This is a genomic window from Pseudoalteromonas sp. HF66 (assembly GCF_011806445.1).
Taxonomy (GTDB): Bacteria; Pseudomonadota; Gammaproteobacteria; order Enterobacterales; family Alteromonadaceae; genus Pseudoalteromonas; species Pseudoalteromonas apostichopi.
The window spans coordinates 1-25,358 of record NZ_JAATOU010000024.1 but is presented as its reverse complement, the minus strand read 5'-3'; the positions used below and the strand labels follow the sequence as shown (position 1 = coordinate 25,358).

24 protein-coding genes and 1 tRNA gene are annotated in these 25,358 nt (G+C 40.2%); 11 read left to right on the top strand and 14 right to left on the bottom strand.

The window, feature by feature from the left end; translation table 11 throughout:
- Positions 1-93 precede the first annotated feature (93 nt).
- Entirely contained in the window at positions 94-285 is a 192-nt protein-coding gene (gene csrA, locus HCZ11_RS17535) for a carbon storage regulator CsrA (RefSeq protein WP_036970495.1), read from the top strand.
- A gap of 27 nt (positions 286-312) precedes the next feature.
- Here the strand turns inward: csrA and HCZ11_RS17530 are convergent, their stop codons facing one another.
- The gene (locus tag HCZ11_RS17530; RefSeq protein WP_167659069.1) at positions 313-780 is read right to left on the bottom strand and encodes a YcxB family protein; all 468 of its coding nucleotides are present in this window, start codon (positions 778-780) and stop codon (positions 313-315) included.
- A gap of 123 nt (positions 781-903) precedes the next feature.
- Here HCZ11_RS17530 and HCZ11_RS17525 point away from each other — a divergent pair, with 123 nt between their 5' ends.
- On the top strand, positions 904-1,827 hold the full coding sequence (locus tag HCZ11_RS17525) for a hypothetical protein (protein WP_167659068.1): 924 nt from the start codon (positions 904-906) through the stop codon (positions 1,825-1,827).
- Positions 1,828-2,256: 429 nt separating this feature from the next.
- Here HCZ11_RS17525 and HCZ11_RS17520 read toward each other — a convergent pair whose 3' ends face one another.
- Together HCZ11_RS17520 and HCZ11_RS17515 are read right to left on the bottom strand one after the other, a co-directional pair.
- The gene (locus HCZ11_RS17520; RefSeq protein WP_054551284.1) at positions 2,257-2,448 is read right to left on the bottom strand and encodes a hypothetical protein; all 192 of its coding nucleotides are present in this window, start codon (positions 2,446-2,448) and stop codon (positions 2,257-2,259) included.
- Between the two features lie 49 nt (positions 2,449-2,497).
- The gene (locus HCZ11_RS17515) at positions 2,498-2,671 is read right to left on the bottom strand and encodes a DUF1328 domain-containing protein (RefSeq protein ID WP_130050825.1); all 174 of its coding nucleotides are present in this window, start codon (positions 2,669-2,671) and stop codon (positions 2,498-2,500) included.
- Between the two features lie 534 nt (positions 2,672-3,205).
- On the opposite strand from HCZ11_RS17515, the gene HCZ11_RS17510 reads away from it, so the two are divergent.
- The 4 genes from HCZ11_RS17510 (at position 3,206) to HCZ11_RS17495 (ending at position 6,659) form a co-directional block, all read left to right on the top strand.
- Positions 3,206-3,454: an OadG family protein gene (locus HCZ11_RS17510; RefSeq protein ID WP_130050826.1), complete on the top strand. Its 249-nt coding sequence runs from the start codon at positions 3,206-3,208 to the stop codon at positions 3,452-3,454.
- Between the two features lie 15 nt (positions 3,455-3,469).
- Positions 3,470-5,242 carry a sodium-extruding oxaloacetate decarboxylase subunit alpha gene (oadA, locus tag HCZ11_RS17505; RefSeq protein WP_130050827.1) on the top strand — a complete coding sequence of 591 codons (1,773 nt, stop codon included), beginning with the start codon at positions 3,470-3,472 and terminating at the stop codon, positions 5,240-5,242.
- A gap of 12 nt (positions 5,243-5,254) precedes the next feature.
- Positions 5,255-6,385, top strand: a complete 1,131-nt coding sequence (locus HCZ11_RS17500; protein WP_130050828.1) for a sodium ion-translocating decarboxylase subunit beta — start codon at positions 5,255-5,257, stop codon at positions 6,383-6,385.
- A 97-nt stretch (positions 6,386-6,482) separates the two neighbouring features.
- Entirely contained in the window at positions 6,483-6,659 is a 177-nt protein-coding gene (locus HCZ11_RS17495) for a hypothetical protein (RefSeq protein WP_165385086.1), read from the top strand.
- 150 nt (positions 6,660-6,809) lie between these two features.
- Here HCZ11_RS17495 and HCZ11_RS17490 read toward each other — a convergent pair whose 3' ends face one another.
- Complete coding sequence (locus HCZ11_RS17490; protein WP_130050829.1) at positions 6,810-8,126, bottom strand: peptidoglycan DD-metalloendopeptidase family protein; 1,317 nt, start codon at positions 8,124-8,126, stop codon at positions 6,810-6,812.
- Between the two features lie 398 nt (positions 8,127-8,524).
- Between HCZ11_RS17490 and tyrS the strand changes: the two genes are divergently transcribed.
- The gene (tyrS, locus tag HCZ11_RS17485) at positions 8,525-9,724 is read left to right on the top strand and encodes a tyrosine--tRNA ligase (RefSeq protein ID WP_130050830.1); all 1,200 of its coding nucleotides are present in this window, start codon (positions 8,525-8,527) and stop codon (positions 9,722-9,724) included.
- A gap of 61 nt (positions 9,725-9,785) precedes the next feature.
- Here the strand turns inward: tyrS and HCZ11_RS17480 are convergent, their stop codons facing one another.
- The 4 genes from HCZ11_RS17480 to folE2 all read right to left on the bottom strand — a co-directional run bounded on the left by HCZ11_RS17480 (position 9,786) and on the right by folE2 (position 13,144).
- Positions 9,786-10,736 (bottom strand): regulatory signaling modulator protein AmpE, encoded by a 951-nt coding sequence (locus HCZ11_RS17480; protein WP_130050831.1) that lies wholly within the window; start codon positions 10,734-10,736, stop codon positions 9,786-9,788.
- A 1-nt stretch (position 10,737) separates the two neighbouring features.
- Positions 10,738-11,445 carry a 5'-methylthioadenosine/S-adenosylhomocysteine nucleosidase gene (gene mtnN, locus HCZ11_RS17475; RefSeq protein ID WP_130050832.1) on the bottom strand — a complete coding sequence of 236 codons (708 nt, stop codon included), beginning with the start codon at positions 11,443-11,445 and terminating at the stop codon, positions 10,738-10,740.
- Between the two features lie 103 nt (positions 11,446-11,548).
- The gene (locus tag HCZ11_RS17470) at positions 11,549-12,142 is read right to left on the bottom strand and encodes a DUF2726 domain-containing protein (protein ID WP_130050833.1); all 594 of its coding nucleotides are present in this window, start codon (positions 12,140-12,142) and stop codon (positions 11,549-11,551) included.
- Positions 12,143-12,223: 81 nt separating this feature from the next.
- Positions 12,224-13,144 carry a GTP cyclohydrolase FolE2 gene (gene folE2 / locus HCZ11_RS17465; protein WP_167659067.1) on the bottom strand — a complete coding sequence of 307 codons (921 nt, stop codon included), beginning with the start codon at positions 13,142-13,144 and terminating at the stop codon, positions 12,224-12,226.
- 174 nt (positions 13,145-13,318) lie between these two features.
- On the opposite strand from folE2, the gene arcB reads away from it, so the two are divergent.
- Positions 13,319-15,646, top strand: coding sequence for an aerobic respiration two-component sensor histidine kinase ArcB (gene arcB / locus HCZ11_RS17460; protein ID WP_130050835.1), 2,328 nt, complete (start codon positions 13,319-13,321; stop codon positions 15,644-15,646).
- A gap of 6 nt (positions 15,647-15,652) precedes the next feature.
- Here the strand turns inward: arcB and arcA are convergent, their stop codons facing one another.
- From arcA to trmB, 5 genes are all read right to left on the bottom strand, one after another.
- Positions 15,653-16,369, bottom strand: coding sequence for a two-component system response regulator ArcA (gene arcA / locus HCZ11_RS17455; protein WP_054551295.1), 717 nt, complete (start codon positions 16,367-16,369; stop codon positions 15,653-15,655).
- 105 nt (positions 16,370-16,474) lie between these two features.
- Positions 16,475-16,996: a YfiR family protein gene (locus tag HCZ11_RS17450; protein WP_130050836.1), complete on the bottom strand. Its 522-nt coding sequence runs from the start codon at positions 16,994-16,996 to the stop codon at positions 16,475-16,477.
- A complete protein-coding gene (locus HCZ11_RS17445; RefSeq protein ID WP_130050837.1) occupies positions 16,996-18,618 on the bottom strand; it encodes an ATP-binding protein in 1,623 nt (540 codons plus the stop codon). Before HCZ11_RS17445 ends, HCZ11_RS17450 begins: the two co-directional genes overlap by 1 nt.
- A 118-nt stretch (positions 18,619-18,736) precedes the next feature.
- Entirely contained in the window at positions 18,737-19,765 is a 1,029-nt protein-coding gene (gene rsmC, locus HCZ11_RS17440) for a 16S rRNA (guanine(1207)-N(2))-methyltransferase RsmC (protein ID WP_167659066.1), read from the bottom strand.
- Between the two features lie 17 nt (positions 19,766-19,782).
- A complete protein-coding gene (trmB, locus tag HCZ11_RS17435; RefSeq protein WP_130050839.1) occupies positions 19,783-20,508 on the bottom strand; it encodes a tRNA (guanosine(46)-N7)-methyltransferase TrmB in 726 nt (241 codons plus the stop codon).
- A 200-nt stretch (positions 20,509-20,708) separates the two neighbouring features.
- Here trmB and mutY point away from each other — a divergent pair, with 200 nt between their 5' ends.
- Together mutY and HCZ11_RS17425 are read left to right on the top strand one after the other, a co-directional pair.
- On the top strand, positions 20,709-21,788 hold the full coding sequence (gene mutY, locus HCZ11_RS17430; protein ID WP_167659083.1) for an A/G-specific adenine glycosylase: 1,080 nt from the start codon (positions 20,709-20,711) through the stop codon (positions 21,786-21,788).
- Positions 21,789-21,803: 15 nt separating this feature from the next.
- On the top strand, positions 21,804-22,076 hold the full coding sequence (locus HCZ11_RS17425) for an oxidative damage protection protein (protein ID WP_036970432.1): 273 nt from the start codon (positions 21,804-21,806) through the stop codon (positions 22,074-22,076).
- 51 nt (positions 22,077-22,127) lie between these two features.
- Here the strand turns inward: HCZ11_RS17425 and HCZ11_RS17420 are convergent, their stop codons facing one another.
- Positions 22,128-24,890 (bottom strand): hybrid sensor histidine kinase/response regulator, encoded by a 2,763-nt coding sequence (locus HCZ11_RS17420; RefSeq protein WP_167659065.1) that lies wholly within the window; start codon positions 24,888-24,890, stop codon positions 22,128-22,130.
- A gap of 393 nt (positions 24,891-25,283) precedes the next feature.
- Here HCZ11_RS17420 and HCZ11_RS17415 point away from each other — a divergent pair.
- Positions 25,284-25,356: transfer RNA gene (locus HCZ11_RS17415), tRNA-Phe, on the top strand.
- Positions 25,357-25,358: the final 2 nt, after the last annotated feature.

Genomic DNA, 25,358 nt, shown 5'->3' with positions numbered 1-25,358 from the left:
GATCTAGAGTTTTTACTTACTTTTAAGTCTAGATTTCATTAGAATGTTTTTGACGCGGAATCTTTTAATTTTTTGGAACATGGGAGCAAGAGAATGCTAATACTAACTCGTAGAGTAGGTGAAACCCTTATGATCGGTGACGAAGTTACAGTTACTGTTCTTGGTGTTAAAGGAAATCAAGTTCGCATTGGTGTAAATGCACCTAAAGATGTATCAGTACATCGTGAAGAAATCTACATGCGAATCCAAGCAGAGAAATCTAACCCAAATCCGGGCAATGTTTAATCAGCGATAGATATTTTTAAGAGCCACTCATTGAGTGGCTCTTTTATTTAGTTCAGCTGTTATTTCATCATTTAGCGCTTGTTTAGAAATATATTGCATACCGCGCTGCGCCTTTAAAATATAACCTCGCTCAGTTTCAATAATCTCACTAATTTGTTGCCAGCTTAATTGGTAGCTTTTATGTGGGTTTTCGGCCTTCACTCCTTCATCATCAAAGGTGATGGTCACTTCGCTACCTGATGCTCGGCTCATCATTTGTCTTGCGACCCACCATGGGCGCTTGTAATAAAACGATAAACACTCAACGACAGCAAGCATAATCATAAAGCTGCCCAGATAATGATTCTCTAATTGATAAAAAGCTAATAAGCCTAAGGTTATTAACAATGCCAACAGCGGGTATTTAGGCTTGGCTTGTGATGAATAAGGTAAAGACTCATCAAAGCATTCGTAATAATACGGTCTATCTAGTGTGTAATTTGTACTTAATGTCATTCTCAGACTCACTTATTCGACTGGCAGCAGTTTAACATTGATAGAAAAAAACTGCCGCAGTTGGTTTTCATTTAGTTGTCATTATGAGAGCTTAAGGTATCTGTATTTTTAGGGGTAAGTTGTATGTTTGTTAGTTCAATGTCATTAGCGCTTGCAATGACTTCAAATACTTTTTTAGTTATGGGCGATATGCCATACACCCCGATTGATGAAATTAATCTCGCAAATGACGGAAAAATTACTAAGGCAATCGCTGCAACACCCCATGGCTTTTTAATGCACCTTGGCGATATGAAATCAGGAGCGCTTGCTTGCACGAATAAGCTTTTGCAAACTAATAAGGCGTTATTAACATCGCTGACTACGCAGCCTTTTATTTACACCCCAGGTGATAATGAGTGGACAGATTGCGACCGCGTCACATTAACTCCTCAATTTGATGAGCTCGAACGGCTAAGTTTTGTTAAAGGCTTAATGTTCGACGATGCTTATAGACAAAAAGCAAAACAGTTACAGGGTTATTTAACACAAGCTGAAATGCTAGAGAATGCTCGTTGGCAATTCGATGGCATTGAGTTTCGCACCTTACATATACCAGGTACTTTTAATGGTCGCTCGCAAATTTTAAAAAGTGACAAAAGCGCAGCACTTGATGCAGCCGACAAACGTGATAAGTACAATTTAATTTGGTTAAAACAAGCACTCGTTCAGCAAGATGCTAAGGCGTATGTGTTTGGCTTTCAGGCTGATATTTACCACCCGACCAGTAAACCAGTTTGTAGTGAATCACAGCGCTCAAACTGTGATGCTTTTAAAGTATACCGTGATGCCATCAGTGACTTCGCAAAGCACACCAATAAGCCTGTGTTAGTGATGCATGGTGATACAGGTCCATACTGTAAACAACAGTTAGCAAGTAACTTAACACGCTTGAATGTACCTGGTGATTTTGCTGTGAGTGATGTAGCAAAAGTGAGCTTTGTTGATGGGAAGTGGCATATAGCGAGTGTAACAACAAATGAACTCCTCACAACGGGTTGTAAGTGAAACCCAACAAGTTAGCGAGTTTCTAGGTGAAAGAGTAAAGTTACGAGCTTAAGGTAGCTGCGGGTTTACCCCGCGTAGGCGTGAAATTTATTTCGCGCGATTCTCTCAATTTATGCGGCTGTAAGTCGGGCTTTAGCCCGTCACGTATGTGTGATAAAACACGTGTCGCCATAAATGACGACCTATATGACGTAGGGCAAAACGGAGCGAAACCTAACAATTAGCGTGTTTCTGGGGGAAAGAGTAAAGTTAGCAAGCTCCTTGACACAAGCAACAGGCAGCCTAGAGTTGCTAACTTGCTAACTTGCTAACTTGCTAACTTGCTAACTTGCTAACTTGCTAACTTGCTAACTTGCTAACTTGCTAACTTGATAACTTGCATACACAAAAAAAGCGACACTTGGCCGCTTTCTTCATAAAGTGTTGTGATTAGCAGTTAGTTTCTTCTGCGTTAACACCTTCTTTTACTTCTTCACATGCGTCTTCAACAGCATTTTGTGTATCAGTAATTGCTTCATCAATACGCTCACCTGCATCTTCTGCCGAGTTATCTTCACAACCCATGATGAATAGACCTGAAAATAGAGCGATAGTAGCGGCTTTCAAAGTTGAATTTTTCATAACGAAATTCCTTGTAAATAAAATAAATTAAGTGGTTATTTGCTTATAACTACTTAGGGGCGTTACCTCTAAGAGCTCCAGATACCAGTGAAATAACTAGTAGTACTAAAAATATAAAAAAGATAATTTTAGCGATGCCTGCAGCGGCTCCTGCGATACCACCAAAACCTAACACTGCTGCGATTAACGCGATAACTAAAAAAGTAATGGTCCAGCGTAACATAATGGTCTCCTTGGCTATTTAAATTTTCTAAAGTTCGATGTAACTGAAGCGAGTTCTGTGCCAGATGTTTTACTTGTTTTATTTCAATGGCTTACCTTTATTTGTGATGCTGGTAGATGTTCATCACTTGGTAACATTTACGAGTAAGCATGTAAGTTATTCATAGTGATATTTTTTCATATTGAGTTGCATGAGAAAAACATCAGATTGCCACAGTATTGGTAAGACCAATTTAACTTTTTATTGGTTGGTAAAGTCTAACACCTTGTTGTGTGTGGTTTTTAGACGCTTGTTGGTTTTTAGTTAATAGCTGAACATATAACTTATGGCTATATCGACTATTTATATCATCTATATCGAGGCTTTGAATGATGGAAATGTAGGGTGTTAATTATATGTGCGGCATGTTATTTTAAAATTAATTGGTTTTACCAATTTACAATGGTGCTATACAAATGATTTTGGTTTGTTATTATTGGTGCATAATTATTTAACAAAAATAACTTTTTATTTTAAGTAAGCGAGGGGAGTCGTATGGATATAGGTGGATTACTCACCACTGCGGCCAGTTTGATGGTAACAGGCATGGTAGGCGTGTTTGTTTTTCTGACTATTCTGATTACAGCAGTCACTTTAATGTCAAAACTAGTTGGTCGATTTGATGATCCAGCAAGTGCAGAACCTACGCGAACAGCAAAAATTCAACCTCAACAGGGTGTGCCTCAGGCACATATTGCAGCAATAAGCGCTGCAATCGCTCAATTTCGAAATAAACAAAAATAACGGGGCAGCTCGAACATGGCTAAATTAAAATTAACCGAATTAGTATTGCGTGACGCACACCAGTCTCTTTTGGCAACGCGTATGCGCTTAGACGACATGCTACCCATAGCCGAAAAACTCGACAATGCGGGTTATTGGTCAATTGAATCATGGGGGGGGGCAACGTTTGACTCGTGTATCCGTTATTTAGGTGAAGATCCTTGGCAACGTATTCGCGAACTAAAGGCTGCAATGCCAAACACTAAGCAGCAAATGTTACTTCGTGGACAAAACCTTTTAGGCTACCGTCATTATGCTGATGATGTGGTCGAAAAGTTTGTCGAGCGAGCACACAAAAATGGTGTTGATGTATTTCGTATTTTCGATGCGATGAACGATGTACGAAACCTTGAAACTGCTATTAAAGCAGCTGTTAAAGTGGGAGCTCACGCTCAAGGTACAATTTCATACACAGTAAGTCCTGTACATACACTTGATATGTGGCTGAAACTTGCAAAACAGCTTGAAGAGCTTGGCTGTCATTCGATTTGTATTAAAGATATGGCAGGTTTATTAAAGCCATATGATTGTGAGCAGTTGATCAAAGGCCTAAAAGAAACCGTGTCTATTCCTATTGCGATGCAATGCCATGCTACTACTGGCTTAAGCACTGCAACTTATCAAAAAGCAATCGATGCAGGTATTGATATGCTTGATACGGCGATTTCGTCAATGAGTATGACTTATGGTCATAGCGCAACGGAGACAATAGTTTCAATTGTCGAAGGCACAGAGCGAGATACTGGCCTTGATTTAAACCAATTAGAAGAAATTGCAGCTTACTTCCGTGATGTACGTAAGAAATATGCTGCTTTTGAAGGTAGCTTAAAAGGCGTTGATGGTCGCATCTTATTAGCACAAGTACCTGGCGGCATGTTAACTAACATGGAAAACCAGCTTAAAGAACAAGGCGCGGCTGATAAGCTTGATCAAGTATTACTTGAGATCCCACGTGTTCGTGAAGACTTAGGTTTTATTCCTTTGGTTACGCCAACCTCGCAAATTGTAGGTACCCAAGCGGTACTTAACGTATTAACTGGCGAGCGTTACAAAACCATTACTAAAGAAACTGCGGGCGTGCTCAAAGGTGAATATGGTGCCACTCCTGCACCTATGAATAAAGAGCTGCAAGAACGAGTGCTAGAAGGCGCAGAGGCAATTACTTGTCGTCCTGCAGATAAATTAGAGCCTGAACTTGAGAAACTTGAAGCTGAGTTATTAAGTGAAGCCAAAGAGCAAGGTTTAGAACTTGCTGATGACGTGATTGATGATGTACTTACATATGCATTATTCCCACAAATAGGCCTTAAATTTATTAAAAACCGCAACAACCCAGATGCGTTTGAAGCAATTCCAACAGGTGAAGTTGCCAAGTCTGAAAGCAAACCTGCTTCTTCAAGCCCTGTAAAAGCGGAGCAATACAGCGTTAAAGTTGATGGTAAAGTTTACGATGTCGTCGTAGCACAAGGTGGTGAGCTTAAAGAAGTAACTTTAAAAGACAGTGAATTAATTCCTCAGTCTGCTTCAGCGTCAGCAGGCGAAACACTCAATGCGCCTTTGGCTGGTAATATTTTCAAAGTGAAAGTGAAACCAGGCCAAACAGTAAATGAAGGTGATGTGGTTATTATCATGGAAGCGATGAAAATGGAAACAGAAGTTCGCGCCGTACACTCAGGTACAATTGCAGAAGTATTAGTAGCTGAGGGTGACTCTGTTGCCACTGGCGATGCGCTAATCGCGCTAGCATAGGAGAGGCAGAGGATGGATGGTGTTTTAAACCTCTGGCATGCCACGGGTATTGCTAATTTTACCTTTGCGGCATTGATCATGATTGCGGTTGGTTGCTTGTTACTTTATTTAGCAATTGCACGTAACTTTGAGCCACTGTTGTTATTACCTATTGGCTTTGGGGCTATTTTAACGAATATCCCTGTGGCCGGGTTATCTGAGCCGGGTGGGTTACTTTATTATGTGTACCACATCGGGATTGATTCTGGGGTGTTCCCACTTTTGATCTTCATGGGGGTTGGTGCGCTTACAGACTTTAGTGCCTTGATAGCAAACCCTCGTATGTTGTTGTTAGGTGCGGCTGCACAGTTTGGTATTTTTGCTACTCTATTTGGTGCAATACTACTTAACTTTATTCCTGGCTTTGAATTTACACTACAAGATGCATCTGCGATTGCCATAATTGGTGGTGCAGATGGTCCAACAGCTATTTTCTTAGCATCTAAGTTAGCGCCTGATTTACTTGGTGCAATCGCAGTTGCGGCTTATTCATACATGGCATTGGTGCCAATTATTCAGCCGCCAATTATGCGTGCACTAACTACACAAGAAGAGCGTGAAATTCAAATGCCGCAACTTCGTACTGTATCGAAGAAAGAGAAAATTGTTTTCCCGTTAATGGTGTTGAGTTTAACCATCTTGTTTTTACCAGCTGCAACACCTCTGGTAGGTATGTTCTGCTTGGGTAACTTGATGCGTGAATCGGGCGTGGTTGATCGTTTAAGTAATAGTGCACAAAACGAAATCATCAACATTACCACCATTTTCTTAGGCTTAGCGGTGGGCTCAAAGCTTGCGGCAGATAAGTTCTTAACCGTAGAAACAATAGGTATTTTGGTGTTAGGTGCTTTGGCCTTTGCGATAGGTACAGCTTCAGGTGTGTTTATGGCAAAAGGGCTTAATAAGATCTCTAAATCGCCAATCAACCCATTAGTGGGCGCAGCAGGTGTATCAGCGGTACCAATGGCAGCACGTGTGGTTAATAAGGTTGGTCTTGAGAGCAACCCGCATAACTTCTTGTTAATGCATGCCATGGGGCCAAACGTAGCAGGGGTATTAGGAAGTGCCGTTGCAGCAGGTATTCTTTTAGCTATTGTTGGCTAAGTCGATTTACTTCCAACCGACTGGCGCAGTAATTTTACTGCGCTTTTTTTTGTCTATAGACTAGGTAGTTAAATGATTCTTGTGTAAGGAAGCCATCATGAATATTTTTATTATCTTACTCTGCCTTTTTGTTGCCTTGGTTATTCTAATACCGCTACTTGAAAAGTATCAGTCTAAAATGGGGCTTGATGGCGCAACTAAATATGCAAAGTATATTTGGCCACTAGTGATGATTTCGCTAATTATTCAGCTTATCTATGTATTATTAAGATAATAATTGTATCGGTAATGAGCGTGTTTAATTTAAGGTATGAATAGAGTCGGCAATAAGTTTAGTTTGATAACGCCATAACCGTTTTAGCTTGAATTGTCTCAGAAACGAAAAAGCCGCTTCAATTGAAGCGGCTTTATTATGTTTACTTAGCTACTTATTTAACGCTAGTTGTAACTCTCTGTTACGCTGTAATTGCGCTAAGAAGTTATCAGCAATTGGTTTAAACTTAGCTAGCTCATCGCGCGGTAAAGGCTCTGATTTAGGTAGTTTGACTGTTTTCGGATTACGGTGCACACCGTTTACTAAGAATTCATAGTGTAAGTGTGGGCCTGTTACGCGGCCTGTCGCACCAACGGTACCAATTTTTTGGCCTTGCTTCACTTTTTGGCCTGTTCTAACCATTTTCTTGTTTAAGTGTAAGTATTTAGTCACATACTGTGTGCCATGGCTAATAAATACGTAGTTACCATTGTACTTACTATAACCAGCTTTAATTACTTTACCATTACCCGATGAAACCACTGGCGTACCTGTACGTGCAGCGTAATCAATACCATTATGTGGTTTTACCGTCTTAGTCACAGGGTGTAAGCGGCGAGGATTAAAGCTCGAGCTAATATACTTAAAGTTAACTGGCGCACGTAAGAAGGCTTTTTTCATGCTACGGCCTTCAGGTGTGTAGAAGTTACCATCTGTATGGCGAATAGCGGTATAACGCTCGCCTTGATTAATAAATTCTGCGGCAATAATTTTACCATCACCAATGTACTCACCATCAACATAGTGAGCTTCGTAAATAAGACCAAATTGGTCACCTTTACGAATGTCATTAGCGAAGTCGACATCCCAACCAAAGATGTCAGCAAAATTCATAATTTGACGCTCGCTTAAACCAGCGGCAATACCAGACGTCCAAAAACTATTAGAGATCTCACCGCCAGCTGATTTACTTAGCGTTTCGATTTCTTTGCTATCAATAGCGGTGTCGTAGTTACCTTCGTCATTTAATGTAACGTATAAGGTATCTGTTTTTGAAATCACATAACGAAGCTGCGCTAGAGAGCCATCTTCGGCCGTTGCAAAGCTTAAGATTTCGCCTGGGTGAATTTTTGTTAACTTACGAGTTTCAGCGTTGGTATTAACTAGTTTGTGTAATGTTTGCGCTGAGAAACCCGCACGTTTGAATATAAGTGCTAAATTATCGCCATTACGTACTTCATGGTCGATAAGCTCGTATTCTGGAAGTTTTGCTGCTGCTTGCTCCGAATTTAGCTCAGTTAGTTTTTCGTTATCATCAACTTTAACTTGTAATTCGTAGCGTTTGCCAATTTCAAGTGCGTTCGCACTGTTGTCCTTTGATGCGGTGGCTTTTTCAGAAGGCAATAATGCCAAGCCGACAATAGCAGAAACCAAACCGAGAATAAGCAGTTTGTGTTTTTTGGGAAGTTTGTGCACTACGTGAACCATATCGTGCCTTTTCTGCTGTCAAGAAATTTAAATACTAATATCGCAGGATATACCTAAAATAGAGCAAATACCAGTGTTTTGTAGATTTAAACTGGCGCTATTTTACGCTAGAATTGGCCTGCGCGTTAAACTTTTTTGGTTGAAATTGCAGCAGATGCCTATGGTTAAACTAAATCTAGATTAGTTAACTAAAGTACCTTCATAAAATTGCAATAACGCGGTATAAAGAACAATCATGCGCGCTGCCTTCAGGGCTGTTTCTTAAACTATTTAAGTTAGGCTTTTTTCTAGTGTCGCTTTTTGGTGCTAACTAGCTAAATTTTAAAGTTTTTAGCTCTATATTTATAACCCTGACAGGCCACCACGCCCCGGTAGCTGAATTTTTGGAGTAATACACAGTGGATTTACAAACCGCTCTAGCTGAGATAAAACGCGGTGCAGAAGAGATATTAATTGAAGACGAATTAGTTGAAAAGCTAAAGTCTGGTAAGAAACTTAAGATCAAAGCGGGTTTCGATCCAACTGCGCCTGATCTGCATTTAGGTCATACAGTTCTTATCAACAAAATGAAAACCTTCCAAGATCTAGGTCATGAAGTAATTTTCTTAATCGGTGATTTCACCGGTATGATTGGCGATCCAACGGGTAAAAACGTAACACGTAAACCGTTAACTCGTGAAGATGTTCTAGCTAACGCTGAAACATATAAAGAGCAAGTATTTAAGATACTTGACCCTGCTAAAACTACTGTTGCGTTCAACTCTACTTGGATGGAGAACCTCGGTGCTGCAGGTATGATTAAATTGGCTGCGCGTCAAACAGTAGCACGTATGCTAGAACGTGATGACTTTAAAAAGCGTTATGCCGGCGGTCAATCAATTGCTATCCACGAATTTTTATATCCACTGGTACAAGGTTGGGATTCTGTTGCATTAGAAGCTGATGTAGAGCTTGGCGGTACAGACCAACGCTTTAACCTATTAATGGGCCGTGAATTACAAAAAGATGAAGGTCAGAAGCCACAAACAGTATTAATGATGCCACTGCTTGAAGGTACTGATGGCGTTCAAAAAATGTCTAAGTCATTAGGTAACTACATTGGTATTACTGATGAGCCTAACGATATGTTTGGTAAAGTCATGTCTATTAGCGATGAGCTAATGTGGCGTTACTATGACTTATTAAGTGCCTTATCAATCGAAGAAATTGCTGCACTTAAACAGCGTGTTGCTGATGGTGCGAACCCACGCGACATCAAGATTGAGCTAGCGAAAGAAATGATTGCTCGCTTCCACAGTGAAGAAGCAGCAGAAGGCGCTCATCAAGATTTTATCAAGCGTTTCCAAAAGAATGCATTACCAGATGAGATCCCTGAAGTAACAGTAACGATTGCTGAAGACACTGTGTTCATCACTAATTTATTAAAAGAAGCTAACCTTGTAGCAAGTACATCAGAAGCAATGCGTATGATTAAGCAAGGCGCTGTAAAGATTAATGGTGAAGAAAAAGTAACGGATACTAAGCTTGAAGTTGCTAAAGGTACAACACAGATTTACCAAGTAGGTAAGCGTAAGTTTGCTAAAATCACCTTAGCTTAATTAAATAAGCTACAGAATAAAAAAACCAGCTGCGGCTGGTTTTTTTGTGCTTATATTTTGATTAGTTTGTGAATAGGCTAATTACTTCAATCCCGACTATAAGCAGTAACCAAAATGCTTTCGCTTGATTTAAACGATTGACTAATGCGGGAATATCATCAGCATTTGGTAGGCGATCGGTACCAACACGCATTTTATTAAAGCGCTCACCTTGGTATAGGGCAGGGCCACCTAACTGCACTTGCAAAGCAGCCGATGTAACACTCAACAGCCACCCTGTATTGGTTTGATAAAAGTGTCTGCCATAGTGTTTTATATAATGAATACATTGCTTGCTGGCATTGGTTGCTGCAATCGTTAATGCGACTAATCGAGTGGGTAGCCACTCCAATACAAACAGGAGCTTAGCAATGGGAGCCAAAAACGGGTTGTCGGGTTTGCGGTTTTTTCGCCATGCTTGATGAATTAATGTGAGTAAGCGATAAACCAAAGCAAGGATAGCGCCGCCAAGTATATAAAAGAAAATAACGGCAAAATAATGCCGTGCACTTTGTAGCACCAGTGACTCCATCGTTGCTTTGCAAATTCCAGGATCTGATAAACGTGATACATCACGGGCAACGAGGCTAGCTAGCAGCTCTCTAGCTGTCGCTTTTTGATTGAGCTTGAGTAATCTGGCAATACGTAAAGATTTCTTCTCTTGAGCGCGGCTACTGAGTAACAAATATAAAATTAAGCCATTTAATAACTCAGGATAAAAAGCAAACTCTAAAAACAGCACGATCAATGTCACTATCACTAAAATAGTGAGTGTAAAAGCCAAAGTTGAGGCTAAATACTGATAGCTTTTGGGGTTCGTTGGGTTGTATAAACGCTCGCCGAGTGCAGAGAAAATAACGGTTAAAAAGGTGTTTGGATGATACCAACTAACCAAAGGAAAGAAGCGCTCAGCTAAGAGCGCTACAAAAAATACAATAATGTCCAAATGGTTTTGAACAATATTTGTAATCACCTTATAAACTCACCGACGTCAGTTTTTCAAGTAGAGCAACCACCATTTTAGAAGAGTTGATAGATGCAGTTTCGATATACTCTTCAAATGATTGCGGCGATTCTTTACCAGCAATATCAGACATTGAACGAATCACAACAAATGGTGTTTCTAATACGTGGCAAGCTTGAGCAATTGCCGCACCTTCCATTTCTACAGCAAGCATCGTTGGGAATTCAGCGCGTGTTTTTTCAATTCGTACTGGGTCACACATAAATGAATCACCGGTACAAATTAGGCCAATCATGGTTTTAACATCGCTGATTTGGTTTACGCTTTGCTCTGCCGCTTCAATCAGTTTAGGGTGAGCAGCAAAGCCTGCTGGCATTTGTGGTACTTGGCCAATTTCGTAACCAAATGCAGTAACGTCTACATCGTGATGGCGCACTTCTGAAGAGATAACCACATCGCCTACATTTAGTGACGGTTCAAAACCACCTGCAGAACCTGTGTTGATCACACAATCTGGGCTGAAGTTATCGATTAGTAGTGTTGTTGCTACTGCAGAAGCTACTTTACCAATGCCAGATTGAACTAAAGTAACAGTGTTACCCGCTAATTCACCGGTGTAAAATGTAAAACCAGCTTTAGTCATGATGCTTGGGTTTGCCATCGCTTCGCGTAAGATTTTTACTTCTGGCTCCATCGCGCCAATAATACCAACGTGCATAATATTTGATTCCTTAGATTGAATAGAATGATTATACCTAAAAACAGCTGAAACAAACAAAAAAGCAGACTTTAAAGTCTGCTTTTGCCAATATTATGACAGGCTAGATTTCAGCGAGCGCCGTTGAGTGTGCTTTTGCTTGTGATGGTGACAACACGGCTGGTTTAGTTACGCGGTTACGTGCGGGTCTAACTGGTGCTGCTGCAGGTTTACCAAGCTTAAACATGATTGCATCACGTACTTCTCTTGGTTGATAACCTGATTTTACCTTCATACGAATATGTGGAATGCCTGCAGCTTCTAATGCGCCGCTAACAAACCAATCTCGTTGAGCTTTGTGGCCGTCGCGGTTGGTGTTATTTACCAAATCAACAGCGGCAACAATAGTTAGTTTATCTTTGTCGATAAGTACATAATCTAACTGTTTGTTTTTGGCTTTAGCCATCGCTGCGCGTTTAGCTTTTACCGATAAACCTTGTTTACAGTCGATTAAATCAATCAGTTTAACGCGGCTTACGATTTTATACTGATCGCCTACAGCACGTTCAAGAAGATGTAAAAAAGCACTCTCAACTTGCGTAAAAACAGTTTGCTTACGAGTGAAAGGATAGGGGTTTCCGCCTTCATCGGTAAACTTCGACGCAACAACAGAGGCTACTACGACTAAAACTAAAATTGATAATAAAGCGAATTCCATACGGTAACTCCACAACAACAAATTGACACTGAAAATTAAAAGCAATTAGCGTGCCTAAGTGTGTGGAGGTACTCGAAATTTTTAAGCTGTGTATCCGCCTGCAATCCCTTTAACTGCGATTGCTACTGCGTCATGGGCATGAAGTGATTCGTAGTGATTGATTTGCAACCAATAATCTGCGTAGTTATGCTGTTCAAGTAAGCCTTTAATTTTACGTGCAGCATCTTCGCAGAACATTAAGTTTTGACCATTTAAGCGGGCAAATTCTTGCTCATCTTCACGTTTAACTGCCGCTTGCACAGGTGTTTTTAGCTCAGCTTCTAACGCATCAATTAAGCCAACCACATCAAAACTGTCAACGTTACTATCGAGTTTTACTTTCACGTTTGCAATTGAACGCTGTGAGTGTGGTGTAGCAACAATTCCGTCAGTTGTGCCTAGCCATTCTAAAACAGTTTGCTTATCAACATTTTGCTCTGCAAACTTTTCGCTAAACGCATTTTGAATTAATTGACGAGCAAGGGCTGCTGAACATGGGCATGTTGACGAGTAAGTTACATCAACCATTAACTCAAAGCTTAAAACACCTTGGTTGATCTTCGCGATCAGGTGAATAGGGTAGTTTTTCCAACCCACTTTGCCACTTAATAAAGATCTACGACGTAAAGGCAGCTCAAATTTAAATTCGATTTGTGCTTGGTCACTTAAATCATCATGACTACTAATAAAGGCATCAAGTGCTTGGGCAAGTGTTTGTGGATTAACTTGCTGCTCGGTTGATAAAGTGTCTAACGCTAAAAATAAACGCGACATGTGAATGCCTTTCGCGTCTTCTTTATGCAAGTTTACAAAAGCTCGTGCCTTGGCAATTACATTTACAGGGGCAATATCGCGAGTTTCAAAAATGAAAGGAAGTTCAATTTCGCCCATGCCAACCCAGTCTAATTTACCTGTTTGTAGGGCGGGAGCCGTATCAGCAATATCTGGCATCGTGGTTTGCATGGTAATACTCATTCTTTGCAATTATTAAAGCGCGGTATTTTACATGAAAAAATATAAAAAAGCGGCGTTGATGAAAAAATTCTATGTTTATCGCACAATATGAATATTTCTAAAGGAATAGTGATAAAATCAGCTATGCTGTTTTTTTTCGATTATGTGCCTAAGCTTTAATATATGATTGATTCTTCTTTGAGTCCGTGGGCTCGCACACTCTCAAGCTTTATTTCTAAATACGGTGAGTTTAAAACTGCCGCCGCCTGTTATGCCTTATTATTGGTCATGTCGCTGATCTTATCGTGCATGTTTTATTATGTAGCAGTCGGTACGGTGACTTTAGTTGATGTTTTGGCGGTGATGTTCTTCACTGCGGTGGTATCGCCGATTTTAATTACTGTGCTGCTTAACTCAATTCGTCAGTTAGAAGCCTCTTACAGCTATCTAGATAGCGCAACCAAACAAGAAAAACTACTCAACCAAACGCTAAAAGACAATATCAGTCGCTTAAATGAAGAGATTGATGAGCGTAAAATGGCGTTTCATGCCAAACACAGAGCAATCGAAGAACTCAGGCGTGAAATTGCCGAGCGTAAGAAAACCCAACAAGAGCTTGCACAACAAGGTATGTTATTGCGCTCTATTGTCGACTCGTCTCCCGATTTGTTTTATTACCGCGACAACAACGGCGTATTTGCTGGCTGTAATAAAATGTTCGAACAAGTGATAGGGAAAAGCAGCGATGAGTTAATAGGTAAAAGTGTTGAAGAAATCTACCCAAGTGATTATTTACCTGAGGTACTGCGCACCGATAAAAAAGTATCACAAACTCACCAAGCTCTCACTCTTGATGTTGAATATCCAGTAGGGGGTGAAAAGCGTTGGTTTGAAATGCGTAAGTTACCCTTTATTAATGAAAAAGGTGAGTACATTGGTTTACTTGCTTTTGGACGTGATATCACCAGTCGTAAAGAAGCAGCACAAGCACTTGAAGCAGCCTATAAAGATAAAGGTAAGTTCATTGCGACTTTAAGTCATGAGTTAAGAACGCCGCTTAACGGTATTGTGGGTTTAACCCGCATGCTACTTGATACTGAACTAGATAAACAGCAACGTAGCTGGTGTAACACGGTATTTTCGAGTGCCGAAACCCTTGGCAATATTTTTAACGATATTATTGATTTAGATAAAATTGACCGTGAGCAGCTCGATATTGTTGCCGACTCAGTCAACGTGGCCGACTTTATTAATGATGTAGTGAACTTTGCCGGTCTGATTGCTGAACAAAAAGGGCTAGAGTTCAATATTAAGCGCAAAGGTACGCTGGATGTTTACGCATCGCTCGACCCAACTCGTTTACGCCAAGTCGTTTGGAACCTTATCAACAATGCGGTTAAGTTTACTCAACAAGGCCATGTTGAACTTGAATGTCGTCGTGAGAATCGTGCCGATGGTCCGTGGTTAGTTATGCGAGTCAGTGATACAGGGCAGGGTATTCCGCAAGAGCAACTACACCGAATTTTTGACATGTACTATAAAGCACCTGATATCAATGGTACTAATGCCATTGGCTCTGGTATCGGCCTTGCGGTAACGAAAGCACTCGTTAGCGCGATGAAAGGTGAAATTAATGTCAGCAGTACAGAAGGTGAGGGCAGTGTTTTTGTAGTCGAAATACCGCTTCAGTTATGTATTGCGCCTACAGAGCAAAGTTATGCAGTTCGTAGCTTAAACATTCTTTTAGTGGAAGATGTGCCGCTAAATGCTGAAATAGCAACTAACTTACTTGAGCAGCGAGGGCACGAAGTTATTTGGGCTGAAACTGGTGAAGATGCGCTGTCGTTTGTCTATACAGAAGATGACTTAGATCTAGTTCTGCTTGATATGCAATTACCTGATATCAATGGTGATGAAGTAGCTCGTCAAATTCGTGACGATGAACACTTTGATAAGCTGCCAATCGTCGCCTTGACTGCCAACGTACGTAGCGCCGAAGAAGAGCTTGCTGGCATCAATATTCAAGGAGCACTTGCCAAGCCTATCAACACCACTAAACTCGATAAAATGCTCGGCGAGCTATTTGATATCAAACAGCAAAAAAACTGTCAGCCTGAGCCAATCAAAGCCGTGACTGAAAAAGATTTATCAGGTATTCGCATTGAGTTACTCGACATAGAAACCATCGAAGACTTTGTAGGCTCTATGGGGCTGGTTATATTTAATCGTAGCTGTGAGTTATTTAATAAGTTAAACCCTCAGTACCAAACTGAGCTGGCAGATGCCTTAGCGGCAGATGATAGAGAGGAGTACAAATCGGTGGCACACAAATTAAAAGGTGCGGCTGGTTCTGTAGGCTTAAACGATGTGCAGTTACACGCTAAGAAGATGGAACACGGCGCGCTTGATGAAAGTAGTGAAGAGTTACAACTGTGGCTTGATGAACTAGCAGTTAAAATAAATGAAGGGCGTGAAGCCCTCCAATTATTCTTGCAACAGTTAGAAGATTAATTCTAATTAGCTGTCGATTTTACCAATGAAGCGGTAGCCTTCACCATGGATGGTGCTGATTAGCTCAGATGTGCTGTTATCGCTTTCAAAGTGTTTTCTGATACGACGAATCGTTACGTCTACAGTACGGTCATTAGCGCGAAGCTCACGACCAGTCATGTGCTTGATTAATTGCTCACGGCTGAAAATACGGCCCGGTGAGTCAAGCATTAAGCGTAGCGCGCGGTATTCACCTTTAGGTAAACGCTTCGCATCGCCACTTGGTGATGTTAAACAACGGCTGTTTTCATCAAGTTCCCAACCGTTAAATGTGATAACACCATTTGTTTCGATATTCGCTTCTTCGCCACCAAGGGCTGTGCGCGAAATAAGGTTACGAGCACGAATAGTTAATTCGCGAGGGTTGAAAGGTTTAGTGATGTAATCATCAGCACCAATTTCAAGACCTAAAATGCGATCAACGTCGTTGTCACGACCTGTTAAGAAAATTAAACCAACGTTACGTTTTTGACGTAATTCACGCGCTAAGATTAGCCCGTTTTTACCTGGTAGGTTGATGTCCATAACTACAAGGTTCACATCATCATTATTTGTAAGCTTGTCATGCATATCATCGCCATCAATGGCTTCAATAACTTTGTAACCTTCAGCTTCAAATAAACTAACGAGGTTTAGTCGAGTTACGTCTTCATCCTCTACGATCAGAATGACTGGCGTTTGCATTGTATATTAACCTTTTCGGAAATTTTATTTACAAAAATTCGGTATTATCAAGCAAAACCGAATACTAGAGATTATAGGATTAGATCCAATTGTTAACAAGTAAAATCAATTTGGATAAAACTTAGCCATAGCTAACAATCGAGATTGCACTTTAAAGTTATGCTGCAATACGTGCTGCTTATTGATATACAGTCGGATTTTATTTCCTTCTTGAACCAGAGAGGCTATACCGCCATTTTCTAAAAAGCTGATACTTTCACCTATCGTTAAAGTATCCAATGAAATTGTATCGGTCCAAAGTGGAAGTATATCATTTTCTAATGTTTCATCAATGTATGTGATATCACAAACTTGAGAAAGTTCAGAAATTTGCTGGGTTTTTTTCACTAATATAACTTTGATTGGCTTTTTGTTAATTTGCAGTTCATTTCTATCTTTAAGAAACGCACCAGGGCCTTTATCTAAGTCATAAAAACAGAATGAAATAGGTGGAGGATCCATTTGCTCATTAAACTTAGTGAACTTGGCAATTTGATACAAAAATGCCGATTTTACCTGGTCAGGTGATTTTGCAGATACCGGGCACACAACAAGCAAAGTTAATAAGATACAACTCACTAATCTCATTACGCTGCACCTTCTTGCAACGGCAGGGTAATTATAAAGTGTGTACCTTCTTGGACTAGTTCATCGTATACGATGCTACCACCGAGTGCTTGAGTCACTAGGTTATACACCAAGTGCATGCCTAAACCACTACCACCTTCACCACGTTTAGTCGTCACAAATGGGTCAAAAATACGTTTTCGAATCGATTTTTCTACACCATGGCCATTATCAAAGTAATGAATGCTCAAGCTACTTTCGTTGCGCTCAACGTTAAAGGTGATTTCGTTATTTTGATCGTCACTAAATGCATGTATCACCGAGTTACTTAACAGCTGTTGTAGCACTTGTTGTAACGGTCCAGATTTGGTTTCAATACTAACATCATTGTTGCAGTTAATCGTGATTTTTGGATTACGGTATTGAATTTCAGAGCGCATCGACATCACTACATCGCTCAATAAATTATTTAAGTTTATTTTAGTGGTGACTTCGACATCTTGATTAACGGCAACTTTCTTAAAGCTAGAAACTAGTTCAGCAGCGCGATTTAGGTTGCGATAGATGAGGTCTAAGTTTTCAATGCCGTCATTAATAAAGCGTTTTAAGTGTGCTGAAGTTAGAGTTTTTTGTTCAAATAGGGCATTAATTTCAGCGAGTTTATCACGGAGTAGAGTAGAGCCTGTAATACCCAAGCCAATAGGTGTATTTACCTCATGGGCAACGCCAGCAACCATTTGGCCTAGTGAAGCCATTTTTTCGTTTTCGACGATTTGGTTTTGGTATTGATGCATTCGCTCAAGGGTATTGAGTAGTTCTTGGTTAGCCTCACGTAATGCGATTGTGCGCTGGTTTACTTTTTCTTCAAGGCTTTGGTTTAGTTGTTTAATCTCTTGTTTGTCTTTTTCGTGGCGCTCAATTTGCTTTTTAGTGCGCGCGAGCATGATGTTTAAGCTGCCAGCAAGTTGATTTATTTCATCAATATTGGTTTTTTTGGCACGAGTTTCATAGTTATGATTTTTCGATACATCTTGCAGCAGGTTACTCAGCTCATCAATAGGGTTTGCAATGCGTTTTTGAATACGTCGAGCAACAAAGTACACCAGAACTAGAACAAATAAGGTGAGCAAAATATCGATGATAATCTTACGATTAATGTACTGATTTAGCCTATCTAAGCCGCCGCGAACGTACACGTAACCAATGGTGTCGCCTTCGTATACGATAGGTGTTATTAGCTCTATATCTTCATCTTTAAAACGCGGTTCTAATAAATTATCGATGCTACCGACTTTAATGGGTACAGGTGGTGTTCGGTTGGCATTAAAACTACTAAAAAACACTGGTTCGTTTGATAATTCATCGATTGAGTAGATGTGGATGTTTTTAATGAGCGGCACAGACTCAAATGATTTTAAGCGCTCAGATTCTGTTTCGTTATCATCAAACAATACGGTGATTTGTGCATTGTAGGCGATTATTTTCGATAGAATAGAGATTTTATCGACAATCAGTGCTTTTTGCTCTTTGACATCTAAGTAAGTCGAAATAGAAATAGACAAAGACAAACATAACGCAGTAACTAGCATTACCGCATTGGTCAACGCTTTACGAATACTTGTTTGTGTCGAAAATGTCGGCATGCGCTTTTGAAGGCCAGAATTTTTGTTATTAGTAAGAGTTTAGTCTAGCAAAGACAATTGAAAGTAACTAAATATTTTAAAAAATATTTTTACTACGAATAAGCTATTTACTCAACTTTTATTTAGCTGAGTAAACTGCAAATTTAGTATTCTTGAAATCGGTACTGTATTGGCCAAATTGCGCTTCTAAAATAGGTGGGTATTTTAAGAAGCTGTTTGCAACTATGGTCAACTGACCTTGTTTACTTAAGTGCTGCTTAGCTGAGCTAAGAAATGCTTCGGCAATGGTGTAGTCTGTAGCAATACCGGTATGGAAAGGCGGGTTACTGATGATTAAGTCAAACTTACCATTAATATTTGCTAAGCCATCACTCAATACCGTTTGGCCTTTAAGGTGATTTAACGCCAGTGTTTGCTCAGTGGCATAAGTTGCCAATGCACTTACATCGCTACAAACAAATTCAAGCTCAGGCTGCTTTAAACCTAAGTAAGTAGCAATAATGCCGGCGCCGCAAGCAAAGTCGAGTACTTTGCCCTTGCTAATACTTGGCGCATTATTTAAAAGTACCGCAGTACCAACATCAAGAGCACCATGGTTAAATACCCCTGGCACACTGATCGCAGTAAATTCGACTTCGCCCGCTTTTACCTGAAATTGCTTATGGTAACGGCTGATATCAAAGCTATCGTTTAGCGTAAGCTCAGATAATAAATACAAAATACAGTGCTTAGCACTATCGATTTTGTTACTAAAATTACAGTGGTCTTTTAGCTGTTTCTCTGCTGATTTAACACCGCTTTTATTTTCACCTACCACAAAAAGTTGTACATCTTGATGACAAACAGCACGGATGTTATCAAGGCACATTTGTGCTTCTGGCTTAGCTTTAGGGTAATAGTAGATAACTAAATCGTAGTTACCATGTGGAATAGTGTGATCAACCACAGCATGTACGCCGGCAATTTTGCTGGCATACATGAAATTTGCGTGGTTATAGCTGAACGCGGTAATTACTGAGTCAGGATTGAGTGTTTTAAGTTCGTGTAAAAAGCTATCTTGCTCAAAGTTAACCACTAAAATCGATTTTCCAATAAGTTCGTCTTCATTTCGAAGCAATAATAAACTTGGATTGGTTAACTTACTCATGTTGCTTTTACCTTCTATTACTTAGTACGCTCAAACATTAGATCCCATACGCCGTGACCTAAGCGGTGACCACGTTGTTCAAACTTTGTCAGTGGACGTGAGTCTGGGCGAGGAACGTAATCGTTGGTTTCTGACTGGTTTTTGTAACCTTCAGCAACTTGCATTACTTCAAGCATATGTTCAGCATAGTTTTCCCAGTCAGTCGCCATATGGAAAACACCACCAATTTTTAACTTGCTACGTAATTTTTGCGCAAACTCAGGTTGTACAATACGACGCTTATGGTGACGTTTTTTATGCCATGGATCAGGGAAGAATAATTGCAGCTTAGATAAGCTTTCATCAGCAATACAATCAGCAAGCACTTCAACCGCATCGTGTTCGAATACACGTAAGTTTGTTATACCAGCTTCGTCCGCATCCATTAAACAGGCACCCACACCCGGGCGGTGAACTTCAATACCAATGAAGTTAAGCTCAGGTGCGTTTTTAGCCATTTCAACTAGCGATTTGCCCATGCCAAAGCCGATTTCTAGTACGACATCGTTATCGTTACCAAACACTTCAGCTAGGTTTAGCATGCCATTTTTGTGCTCAAGGCCCATCGTTGGCCAACACTTTTCGATGGCGGCGGCTTGGCCTTTTGTTAGGCGACCTTCGCGCTTAACGAAACTACGAATCGTGCGGATATATTTACCCTCTTGCTTTGCTTGCTCGAGGTTTGGGTTGCTTGAATCATTCATAAATTTGGCCTGATAAAAACACTGACTATAGAAAAAGGTTGCGTATTATCCCTGACCAGCGCCTTGAGTACAATAGTCAGGGCCTGTTTATCTTGCGAGATTAATTTTGACATTGAGGTAAAGCTGCTGCTGTTCGACTTGCTTGGCCTAACTAACTGCAATAGACTTGGCCGCAATGAGCTTCAGCAGGTAAAGACGTTATTTTGAATTTAAGCAATAAGGAGTCAACTTGGTTTGCAAACCAAGTGGTTGACTGGTATCACCTTCACGGCCGTAAAACGCTGCCATGGCAGTTAAATAAAACCCCTTATAAAGTATGGATTTCTGAGGTTATGCTACAGCAGACTCAGGTCGTTACTGTTATTCCTTACTTTGAAAAGTTTATGCAAAGCTTTCCTGACATCATTGCGCTTGCAAATGCGGATGAAGATCAGGTGCTACACCACTGGACAGGGCTAGGCTATTACGCCCGTGCGCGCAACTTGCATAAAACGGCAAAAATAGTCCGCGATAAATACCAAGGTAAATTTCCAACAACTCTTGAAGAGGTGATGGACTTGCCGGGTATTGGACGTTCAACTGCTGGGGCAATCTTGTCTTTATCGCTTGGCCAACATCATCCAATTCTAGACGGCAATGTTAAACGAGTACTAGCACGCTTTTTTATGGTTGAAGGCTGGTATGGAGTGAAAAAGGTCGAAAATCAACTTTGGTCATTATCATCGCAATTAACGCCTAAAGAGTCGGTCACTGAGTTTAATCAGGCAATGATGGATTTAGGAGCAAGCCTTTGTTCGCGGAGTAAATTCGACTGTGAGCCTTGCCCTTTAAATAGTAAATGCCTTGCTTTTAATGAAGGTAAAGTTAAAGAGTTTCCACATTCAAAGCCTAAAAAAGCAGTGCCTAAAAAGTCATGTCATCAGCTTATTCTGGCCTGTGACAATAAAGTACTCATGGAAAAACGCCCAAGCTCAGGGATATGGGGTGGTTTGTTTGGCTTTTTTGAGTTTAGCGAGTTAACTGAGCTAGAAACATTTTTAGCCCAGCATGGTTTATCTAACGATACGCAGGCACTTGAAGCATTTACCCATATATTTTCGCATTTTGAGCTGACTATTAATCCGCATGTTTTAACACTGCCGAACATTCCTGATCTTATCAATGAGCGTCAATTGGTTTGGTATCCGCTTGATGAGTCAGTTGAAGTTGGTCTTGCAGCGCCTACGAAAAAGCTGGTTAAACAATTAAGCGCAATAGATTACAATAGCATCACGCAATAAGAGTAGAGAGCAATTATGGCACGTACAGTATTTTGTCAAAAGTTACAAAAAGAAGCTGAAGGCTTAGGCTTCCAACTATACCCAGGTGAGCTTGGTGAAAAGATTTTCAACAACATCAGTAAAGAAGCTTGGGGCCAATGGCAACACAAGCAAACAATGCTGATCAACGAAAAGCATCTGAACATGATGGACCCAGAGCACCGTGCTTTTTTAGAAGAGCAAATGGTAGGTTTCTTATTTGAAGGTAAAGACGTAGAAATAGAAGGCTACCGTCCACCAGAAAAATAAGCCTATGATCTAAAAGCAAAAAGGGCCGTTATGGCCCTTTTTTGATAGGTGTTATTCAGTATCTTGCTCTGCTTTTTTTATTTGTTCTTTTAAATACTGCGCTACTTTGGAATATTCAATTTCATAGCTGTCACGCAGTTCAATTAAGTCATCGCTAGAAAGTTCATCTTCTTTACAGCGTTGTTCAAATACAGCAGCTAGTTCTGCAACTTTCATTGCGCCAATCGTTTTTGAAATAGACTTGAGCTGATGACAGGCTGATATAATGGCCTCTAGATCCTGCTCAATGACACCACTGTTGACTTCCTTACTTAGCTGGTAGCTTTGCTCTAAGTACATTTTAAAGAAGCGTAGTTTTTTGTTCTCGTCAGTACCAACATAATCAGCCAATACATTCATATCGATTGGTGCTGCCGGTCTTTTCACTTCGAGCTTAGTAGCCTCAGGGTTCGTTTTGTAAGCGCATTTGTGTAATGTGGCTTCTAGTACATTTAATTCAACTGGCTTAGTGATGTAATCGTTCATACCTATACTCAAACAGCGCTCTTTTTCACCTTTAAGAGCATTAGCTGTGATGGCAATCACGTAAGGTTGTGCATTGATATCTTCAAGCTGTGACGCTTCATTACGAATTATTTCAACCATATCGTAACCAGACATTTTTGGCATATGTAAGTCGGTCAGAATAATTGAGTGTTTTCCTTCACGCCATGCTTCAAGGCCTTTTTCACCATTTTCAGCCAGCTCAACACCATAGCCTAGCAGGTGTAGTTGATCGGTTAACACTTGTTGATTTAGCACGTTATCTTCAACAAGTAATACTAGCTTATTTTCTTCGCGGGCTTTATCAACACTTAAGTAGTCGTTAAGTGATTTTTTTGAAGTTATTTGTTTTGGTTTATGTAAACCAGCTGCCACAAGTAGCGACATCATAAAGTTGGACTTGCATAGCGGTGCTGCGTTTAGGTAGAAAATATTTTTATGATTAACAGCGGCTTCGTCCAGTTTACTTAGAACTATAACTTGTTGTTTATTATCTTCTAGGGTGTAGAGTAAGCGGCGCAAGATATAGTTAATATCTTCCATGCTCTCGATACCATCGAGGATCCAAATAATATCTTTTTTATCCTGTTCTACTTCGATTATATCGCTGTTGTCAGCGATAACAGGAGTTGCTCCCATAAATGATAGATAACGAGTAAGTATCTTTTTACGACCATCATGGTTAGTTACAACCACTACGCGTTGGTTTTTCATTACCTGCTTATGAGCATATTCGACTTTACCTTGTGTACTAAAAGGTAATTCGACAACAAACTCACTGCCTATTCCTAGGTCACTAGATACAGAAATAGTTCCTAGCATTAGCTCAGTTAAGCTTTTGCAAATAGATAAACCTAAGCCCGTACCACCGTATTCACGGGTGATTGAGCCTTCAGCTTGAATGAATGGGTTAAAGATCTCGCGAAGCTGTGCTTGCGTCATACCCTTACCGTTGTCTAATACACTAAAACGCAGGGTGTAGTGGTCAGTGGTGTTTTGTGCCACCTCTACCGAAATCTTGACGTGTCCTTTACGTTTGTCGTCTGTTGAGGTGAACTTAATCGCATTACTACATAAGTTATAAAGAACTTGGCGAACTCGCACTGTATCACCAATCAAGTTCGTAGGAATATCAGGGGCAATAGCAAGTTCTAATTCAAGATCACGCTTTTTAGCAACCGATGATAAAACACGAGCGACTTCTTCAATGGTGTCTGACACAGAAAAAGGAATGTTATCGATGTTTAATTTACCCGCTTCAATTTTCGAGAAATCGAGAATGTCATCTAATATTCCTAATAATGAAAATGCAGAATCACGAATAATTGTGCTTAGTCTGTGCTGTGCACCATCTAGCTCTGTTTGGCGCAGTAAATCAATAGTTCCGATAACCCCGTTCATAGGGGTGCGAATCTCATGGCTCATGGTCGCCAAGAAAGTAGTTTTAGTTTCGTTTGCCTGCTCGGCTTTTAGGGTTGCTTGCTCAAGAGCAAGGGTTCGCTTGTGTACTTCATTTTCAAGGCTGCTTTGTAGTTTTTGTAAATCAGCCTGAGAAGCTTTGTTTTCCGTTATAGCTGACTGAACTTTATTTAGAAGCAAGTTGATGTGTCTAGCTACAGAGTTTAATCCAAAATCCAATTCTTCAGTTACGTGGGTCTGATAATCTGCATTTTCGGTAATTGCTTTTAACTCTTGACTCAAAGCGTTACTGCTTTTACTAAAACGTTTATTGATAAAAATGCTCAGTGCGAAGGATAAAATAATTAATGCAAGAAGAGTCATGGCTGCAAGGGCGAGTGAAACCCCTGTTGATTGTGTAACAGGCTGCTCAGATGGATGTTGTTTTACTATAAGTTCACCGACAGGTTGGTCATTAAGTTCAAGTACAGTGTGAATGAGTGAGTTTTGTTCTAGTTGTTGGTTTACTTTACTTGGCGTTATGAGCTTTTTGTTATTAGCGTAAACCAGTGAAACGTCACCATTGAATTCGTATCTATACAAGTAATAATCAAAGTTAGCCTGAAGGAGGTGTGCTAAGTCTAAAACTTCTTTTACTTTGTCTTGACCTGGCATAGTTAATGCGCTGACAAGTGGAGAAGTGAGTTGAGCTGATAGTTGCTGAGCTGTTAATTGAGGTTTATCTATCTTTTGTGGTTTATTACTAGTTGGATAAAAGGAATAAGCAACAACCGCTAGCAAGGCGATGACAAGGTTCGTGATTATAAAAAGCGGTAAGAGGCCTTTAACAGGTGAATTCGATTTACTTGGCATGGCATTAGTCCAACAATTAAACAGCAACATTGAGCATATTCTTGATTATTAGATAATCCTATCATCTACGAAGAAAAATTCACCACGTTTTTAACATAGGTAACCCTTTTATGATGAGGGTCAACTCAAAGGCGCTAAGTTTGTAGATTAAATAAGCTAAAAGCTATTAAAAACAGCAATCTTGATTGAAAACTGTGCAAACAGTTAGAATCCTCAAAAAAAAGTTGACTTGAGAGGGCAAAACCCGTTTAATACGCCGCACGCCCAGACAGCGACAACCAGTTTTGTTGCTTAAAAGTGCGTTTAAAATTTAGTGCCAAAATAGCTCGGTATTAGAGTCGTTTGGAATTGCATTGAAAATCCTTGTGGATATTCTGCATAAAACTAAATATTGCCCAGATAGCTCAGTCGGTAGAGCAGAGGATTGAAAATCCTCGTGTCGGTGGTTCGATTCCGCCTCTGGGCACC